Source organism: Nostoc sp., from assembly GCF_036916735.1.
GTDB lineage: Bacteria > Cyanobacteriota > Cyanobacteriia > Cyanobacteriales > Nostocaceae > Nostoc.
In genome coordinates, this window is the sequence record NZ_JBALFV010000125.1 from 199974 (window position 1) to 207564 (window position 7591).

The following is a 7591-nucleotide window of genomic DNA, read 5'->3' on the forward strand; positions in this document are numbered from 1 at the left end:
CAATATTTTTTACTACTTAACTTAAAAGTAGTGCAAATTACGCATGACTACTGAGGTTAAGATTTGCTAACGTAGTCTTAACATATTGAAAAATTTGCTGAGAAAGCTGAGAAAGTAGCAGCCAACACTAATTATTTAGTGCTGAGTCTTTCTCATCTCTAGATGTGCCGTTTTAGTGTGTTAAAAAGATATATTTTTGTTCAGAGGGGGTTATGGCTGTAAATTTGGCCCGAACTACTGCTTCCACAGAACTTTTGAAGCAAGTATTCCAGAACATTGATGCACAAAGTTGTCCAAGGTTATTCAACTTTCACATGCACACTGTCTACTCGGATGGTAGGTTGCAGCCTAGTGCATTGATGGAGCAGGCGATCGCTATTGGACTAAAGGGGTTAGCCATCACCGATCATCATGGTATTATGGGCTATCAAGCATCATTTGCTTGGTTAGAAGACTGGAAGTGGAATCATCCTGGTGCAAGCACTCCCTACCTGTGGAGTGGTGTGGAAATTAATGCCAGCCTTTTGGATATAGAAGTTCATATTTTGGCTTACGCTTTTATACCAGAACACCCTAGTATGAAGCCTTATCTCCAAAGAAGGACGACTACAGGCCAAGAATATCAAGCAAGTAACGTGATTGCTGCTATTCATGAAGCTGGGGGATTGGCAGTTCTGGCTCATCCGGCTCGTTACAAGCGATCGCTTTTTGACTTAATTCCAGCTGCTTCCCAAAACGGCATTGATGGCGTGGAAACTTTCTACGCCTACAATAATCCTAACCCCTGGAAACCCAGCGTAGTGGAATCAGAACAAGTACAAAAGTTGGCTGATGAATACTTTCTTTTCAATACTTGTGGTACTGATACCCACGGTTTGAGCCTGCTACAACGTTTGTAAAGATGAATCAATTTTTTTGAACTCTCCTGGTTAAATCTGCCAGGAGGTTATTCTATTTGGGATTTTCGCTAATCAAGCCTGATATCAACGTACATTCGGCAGCTTAGTTTGAAAATCATGATCCTAACTAAGCAAAGAAACTGCTGATTGCAATATTTCCCAACGCGGGTAAAGTACCCGTTAATCCTGTTAAATTGACTAACAAATCACTATTCGCTTGAAAACCAGCAGTGCTATTATTGATTGCTAAATAAGTTCCGGCGATCGCTCCACTTGTGACTCTGACTAAGGCTGCACCATTCACCCCTAAAGCTTGATTTCCGGCTACAGCTCCATTCGCGTCGGTAAATACCTGATTGACTAAATTTACTAAAGTGGTGGCAGTCTTATCGGCAGCACGGGTAAAAGTGCTAGGTGTAATCACGGTTGATCCGTCTGAACTGAGTAAACCAATTGCATCTGTGCCAATGGTGAAGTCAGTAATGCGATCGGTTGCTGATACTGTTGATTGTCCAAACTGGAAGGCAAATGCATCTGCGCCTTGGCCGCCAGTTAGAGTATCAGCACCAGCACCACCACTCAAAATATCATCTCCATTGTCGCCATTAATAACATTCGCTCCAGAGCTACCGGTGAGGATGTCATCGAAAATCGAGCCTTTTACGTTTTCAACGTTCAAAATCAAATCGGTTCCTGCACCACCAATAGCGACTCCATTAGCAAGGTCTACCACAACCCTGGAACCGACAAAACCGTATTCAACAGTATCAATGCCACCCCCACCATCAATAGAATCGTCACCAAATCCCCCTAAGAAAGATTCATTGGCATTAGAACCAATCAGCACGTCACTAAAACGAGATCCCAACACCCGCTCAATGGAAACTAAAGTATCATTACCGCTACCACCAATAACAACTCCGGTGGACAAATTAACACCGACTCCTGAAGTAGCGTCGAAATAGACAGCAGTATCAAATCCTGCACCGCCATTAATTCTATCAGCGCCGCCAAACCCCTGGATCTGGTTATTTCCAGAGTTCCCAGTCAGTATATCGCTGAATGCTGACCCCTCGATGTCTTCGACGTTGGAAATAACCGATGTGCCAAAAGAAGTAATTGCCTGCCCTGTTGAGAGATTAACAATTACTCCCTCACTAAATTTTTGGAAGCTTAAGACATCAATACCCGCCCCACCATTGAAGGTGTCGTTGCCTTTGGAGCCTTCAAACAAATCATCGCCCGCAGATCCGAGGAAACTGTCATTACCTCGATAAACATACTGATTAAAGTCGTATCCTGACATACCAGTAGTTAAAAGGTTCTCTCTTGTCGCAACGTCAATATTCAGATTTGTCTCCTGGACTGTGAGTTGGCCGTTACTTCCGAAGTAAAAATCAGAAATAATGGTTCCAGAATTAAAAAATCCGTTTGAATCATAGGTGAAATTGACACCTATAGCACTATAGTTCAGAACGCCACTGCTATACAGCACTTCAAAATTGGTGGCAGTTTGCGCCCCATAGCCTTCGGAACTAGTAGTATTATCCGGAATGTACCTATTACCTTGAAATAGTATGGTATCAGCCATAAAACTTTCTCTCCTGATTAAACGTTGGGTGTGAATTTATCTTCAGTTAAGATGTCATTAAGGATTTCCAAAAAATAAATTATCCAATCTTATAGCGTGGGCATTTTACCCGCAGCAAAAGGCTGGCGGGTGAGAATGCTTACCCCACAAACTGACTTTTCACGGTATATCGAAAACCTCTCTCTAAATCTCTCTCCTTTTAGGAGAGAGACTTTGAATTTTCCCCCTTCCCGCGTCAGAAAGGGGGTTAGGGGTTTAGGTTTTTTGTGGGATTTTCCACATTACGTGAAAAATCAGCCCGCACAAGAAGTAGTTGAGTATTTTTTATTTGGAAGTCCTTTAGCGTTGTAGTACGCTATGCCAGATATTACCATTCTTTTTTAGAAAAATATCATTAGACCATCTACTTTTATATCTGGAAAATAATTTATATAATGATTGACCGGATAAATTTGGCTTATAGAAATAGCTTTTTTTAATATCTTTGAATAGAGAAAAATAACCTGCTGATTTTAAATCTTTTTCAAAGCCTCGCTTGATCAGCAAAGCTAAAAAATCCTTGTTTGGAAAGCACGGATAAATAAGGTTTAGAACTTATGCACTGTACAAATGCATCGTAATGTGTATTAACGATATTGAGGAAGTTTTCAGGTTTTTCTCAATTATCCCGCGATCATAAATAGACTATGCTGTAGGGGCACAGCAATGCTGTGCCCTTACGAAAGATATGGTTTTTAACCTTAATTCATATTTGGTATTTCTTGTCAATGCGTAAGTCTTAGGTTTTATATTATAAACCTCATCTAAGTTGAGAACCGTAGTTTTTGCCCTCACCCTAAATCCCTCTCCCATATCTGGGAGAGGGACTTTGAAATTCTGGCTCCCCGAATCCCAAATCTAGGGGATAGGTTGGGGGATGAGGGCAAATCCTTTTGATCACCGAAGAACTACAGGTTTCAAGATAGACGCGGTTTATCCACTTGATTGTTTATTAAAACCAAAGAACCCACCCTCCCATAGCTACGCTTTGTCTCCCCTCCTTGCTGTTCGAGCTACCGTGTACACACAAGTCTGAAATAGCTGATTAACCACGGTTTTACCCCACCCTAACCCTCCCCTTATAAAGGCTACGGTGTACACACAAGTCGGAAAAACTTCATCTACCAAAGATTTGCAGTGAAGCAGCGCTGCGGGAGGGTTTCCCTCCGCAGGCGACTGCTGTTAGCGCAGCGTTAGCGACGCAGGAGCGTCACCCGAAGGGTGCGTTACGCTGGCGTGACAAAGCTAAATTCTTGCAATCATGGCGAACGCATTTGTTGATTTGGCGAACGCATTTGTTGATTTGGCGAACGCATTTGTTGATTTGGCGAACGCATTTGTTGATTTGGCGAACGCATTTGTTATTTCGGCGAACGCATTTGTTGATTCGGCGATGCCTACGGTGGTCACTGAGCTTTGTCGTTCGCGCAGCGTCTCGTAGAGAAGTGCTGGCTACGCCGAAGCATTTATTATTTCGGCGTGTCCATAACGCAATACGGTTCAGATAAGCTTTTTTCTCTCCCCTGCTTCCCCTGCATCCCCTGCTCAAGAACAGCCTGCCTCAACAGATAAATTTCTTAACCCAAGGGTATTGGTTTATAGTCGATTTTTTGTTGGAATTACAATCATCGAGAAATAGGGTACTTTATCTGGATCAACTTCATCCAGGGGTATGATGCGTTGCTGTAATGTTGATGCCCGCTCAATATATCTTGCCCGTGATACTAACCCCAATTTATGCAGGATATCTCGTACTTTGGTAAAGTGACGACCTAGCTTCATAATTGCGGCTGCATCGGTCATCAGCAGATGTGTAGTTAGTTCTTCTGCTGGCAATGGCGCGGGTAGGACGGTGAGAATATCGGTGTAGTAGGTGAAAGGTACACCCAAGGCTACCGGACAAGCCATCAGCGAGGAAACTCCAGGGACAACTTCTGTTTCGTACTGGTCACATAACCGCGTGAACAGGTACATAAACGAACCGTAGAAAAATGGATCGCCCTCGCACAAGACTACGACATCTCGACCGGCTGCTAAATGGTCGGCGATTGGTTCAATTTCTTTATCATAAATAGACTTGGCCTTTTCTGGTTCCAAAGCGCGGGGGAGGTGAAATAACAGCTCGATTTGATTGCCAGGTAGATACTGCGCTACGATCGCTCTGGCAATACTTTCTTTATCTATAGCTGATTGATAGGCTACCACGGGAGCCGCACATAATAACCGCAGCGCTTTGAGGGTCAATAGTTCGGGATCGCCTGGGCCAACACCAATTCCATAAAGACGACCTTTAATTTTCGTATTCATTCTTCCTCCGTTGCCAGGGCGTTAATTGCTGCGGCTGCGATCGCACTTCCACCGCGCCGACCGTGTAAGGTCAAAAATGGTACATTTCTGCTGTCTGCTGCCAATGCGGCTTTTGACTCGGCTGCACCGACAAAACCTACTGGAAAGCCTAAAATAATAGCAGGTTTTGGCAGTCCTTCATCCAGCATTTCTAATAGCCGGAATAGTGCTGTGGGCGCATTGCCAATTGCGATCACCGATCCTTCGAGGTGCGATCGCCATAATTCTAAAGCTGCCGCCGACCTTGTATTACCGAGGCGTTGGGCAATTTCTGGCACTTCCGGCTCATTGAGGGTACAGATAACTTGATTATTTGCAGACAACCGTCGCCTGGTAACGCCATCAGCAACCATCCGGCAATCGCACAGAATTGGCGCTCCTGCTGCTAGGGCTGCCCTTGCGGATTGTACTGCTGTTGGTGAATATCCCAAGTCAGTGACAATATCCGTCATTCCACAGGCATGAATTAGACGTACAGCAACTTTTGCTACATCTGCTGGCAGCACATCTAAGTTCGCTTCTGACCGGATGATTGCAAAAGAATTGCGGTAAATTTCGTTAGCATCTCGGATGTAGTCGGGCATTCGATTTGGGATTTTAGAAGATTTTGGATTGATTTGTTAATTAACCGCAGAGGCGCAGAGAACACAGAGAAAGAGAAACCGATTTATAAGTATTTATTAAATTCAGGATTTACGCAAAATACCTCTCAAACTCTTAGTTTCTCCGTGTCGCGCCAGTTGCTACCCTTCTCCTGACGGAGACGCTGCGCGAACGGAAACGCTAAGAGCGAACAAGTCGGGAAACCGCAAGGGCGCACTGGCTTCTCTGTGCCTCTGTGGTTCGATTGTTCTGCATATCGATTAGCAAATTCGCCGAAGGACTCATCAGAATTTAGGCGGTGAATTTTATATACATATAGCATCCGCTCTATTAATGCAGGTAGTTCGGCAAAAGTTACATTTTGATATAGTTCACGTCCGAATTTCTGGTTGCTGTCACCAACATAAACGTGATAGCCTTCCACAGTTCCATTGTCAGCCTCAATGTTGACACCAAGCAGAGTAATATCACTCTTACTATGCTGGGCGCAGGATTTTTCACAGCCGCTAAAGTGGATATTAACTGGACAATCCAGAGTAACGCGATCAAGATACTTTGCCAATGCTAATGCATGATCTTTGGTGTCCGTGGCAGAAGCAGTGCAACCCTTTTTTCCAGAACAGGCAACTAATGCACTCTTGATGTTAGTTGCAGAGAAATCCAATCCTAAGAAAACAATTTCTCGCAGGACATCAGCAACCCATTTCTGAGGAATATCTGTTATCAGCAAATTTTGCCAGGGGGTTAACCGAAGAGTGGCGCTACCGTATTTCGTTGCTAAATCTGCTAAACCCCGCATCTGGCTACTCTCTAATCGCCCAAGGGGTAAGACGACACCAATGTAAAATAAGCCTTGCTGACGTTGCGGGTGAATACCAATATGCTGATACTTAGCATCTGCTTGCAAAAGAGTAGAGAATTCCTCCCCTTTCCCTAATAGAGAAGGGGGTTGGGGAGTTAAGTCACTGTACAAAAGAGAAAAAGGTAGACGCTGCTGAACTTGCTGTAGATAATTTTCACAACCCAAAGTATTTAATAACTCTAAGAGACGTAGCCGACGCTTACTTGTAGGATTACTATGAGCTAGATAGACCTCTGCCAAAGCTGCCAAGACGGGCAAATATTTCTCTGGTGGTAACAAAATTCCTATATCGCTGGGCGGTTGACCTTTTGCGCCTACAGTGAGACAGAGGCGGAAGTAAACATTACCGTCAACTAAGACAGCGACAAATAAGATATCATTCAAGCGATCGCACACCCGAATTATCCCACCACCATCAAAGCAAACGCTAAATTTTGCCGACAGTCCCGCAAGCGCCGGATGTGCAGCAATATAATCATCCCAACCTTGGACAAAAGGGCGAGTGTCGATTAATTCTAGCAGATCAATCCCAGCAGTCGGGCTGGTCATAATATTACGGATGTGGTCTACAACAGGATTGCCAGAACCCAGTCCCATATCCTGTAGGTACTTTAGAACCTCAGCATTGATCCCCGTGCGGATTTCGCGGACTTGTAGATTCGCTCGATTAGTTACATCTACATAGCCGCCACCGTGCTGTTCTGCTATATCTGCGATCGCGCGGCACTGCCGACTGCTAATAATTCCACCTGGTATTCTAATCCGAGATAATATACCATCGGCGGCGGGTGTAGCATAAAACAAGCCGGGACAAGTGGCAAATCCAGAAAGCAAACTTGGAACTCCTTCCCCGTGCAACGCAGGGAGTAGATGGTGAGTGTGTCTTGAGGACATCTTGAGAGTTGGCATTCTGACTTGGGCGATCCCATCACAGCTGCGGCACAGTCCCGGAATTTCACCGGAGTTTCCCAACTTCAAGCTTTAGTAATTTAGCACGAGAACGTAGTCAGAAAATTTAATGTTTCATATTTGGAATCAACCTATTCACGCCCAAAGACGCTCATGTAGTAACCGCCTAATTAGCTATAATAAAACTCTTCCTGGTTTTACTAGGCAAAACCGTCTCTTTCCGAGTCAGAGAGGGACAGACTTGAACGAATCCCCAGAGAGTGAAATGGGTAAGCTAAACGGGTAATTTACACTGCCCTTGATGAAGTACAGCGTGTAGTTTGAGTTTTTTATGGAAGAACC

At 44.3% G+C, this 7591-nt stretch carries 6 protein-coding genes and 1 riboswitch; of the genes, 1 reads left to right on the forward strand and 5 read right to left on the reverse strand.

Features of this window, described 5'->3' with window-relative positions:
* Window positions 1-212: 212 nt before the first annotated feature.
* On the forward strand, window positions 213-899 hold the full coding sequence (locus tag V7L20_RS32245; RefSeq protein WP_334747985.1) for a PHP domain-containing protein: 687 nt from the start codon (window positions 213-215) through the stop codon (window positions 897-899).
* 127 nt (window positions 900-1026) lie between these two features.
* On the opposite strand, the gene V7L20_RS32250 is transcribed toward V7L20_RS32245, so the two are convergent.
* From V7L20_RS32250 to cobG, 5 genes are all read right to left on the reverse strand, one after another.
* The gene (locus V7L20_RS32250) at window positions 1027-2490 is read right to left on the reverse strand and encodes a calcium-binding protein (RefSeq protein WP_334747986.1); all 1464 of its coding nucleotides are present in this window, start codon (window positions 2488-2490) and stop codon (window positions 1027-1029) included.
* A 1284-nt stretch (window positions 2491-3774) separates the two neighbouring features.
* Window positions 3775-3939 (reverse strand): hypothetical protein, encoded by a 165-nt coding sequence (locus V7L20_RS32255; RefSeq protein WP_334747987.1) that lies wholly within the window; start codon window positions 3937-3939, stop codon window positions 3775-3777.
* A 186-nt stretch (window positions 3940-4125) separates the two neighbouring features.
* Window positions 4126-4836, reverse strand: a complete 711-nt coding sequence (locus V7L20_RS32260; protein WP_334747988.1) for a precorrin-2 C(20)-methyltransferase — start codon at window positions 4834-4836, stop codon at window positions 4126-4128.
* The gene (locus tag V7L20_RS32265; RefSeq protein WP_334747989.1) at window positions 4833-5459 is read right to left on the reverse strand and encodes a precorrin-8X methylmutase; all 627 of its coding nucleotides are present in this window, start codon (window positions 5457-5459) and stop codon (window positions 4833-4835) included. Before V7L20_RS32265 ends, V7L20_RS32260 begins: the two co-directional genes overlap by 4 nt.
* A gap of 125 nt (window positions 5460-5584) precedes the next feature.
* Window positions 5585-7234: a precorrin-3B synthase gene (cobG, locus tag V7L20_RS32270; protein ID WP_334747990.1), complete on the reverse strand. Its 1650-nt coding sequence runs from the start codon at window positions 7232-7234 to the stop codon at window positions 5585-5587.
* A 1-nt stretch (window position 7235) separates the two neighbouring features.
* A riboswitch (adenosylcobalamin-variant (AdoCbl-variant) riboswitch) is annotated at window positions 7236-7328 on the reverse strand.
* Window positions 7329-7591: the final 263 nt, after the last annotated feature.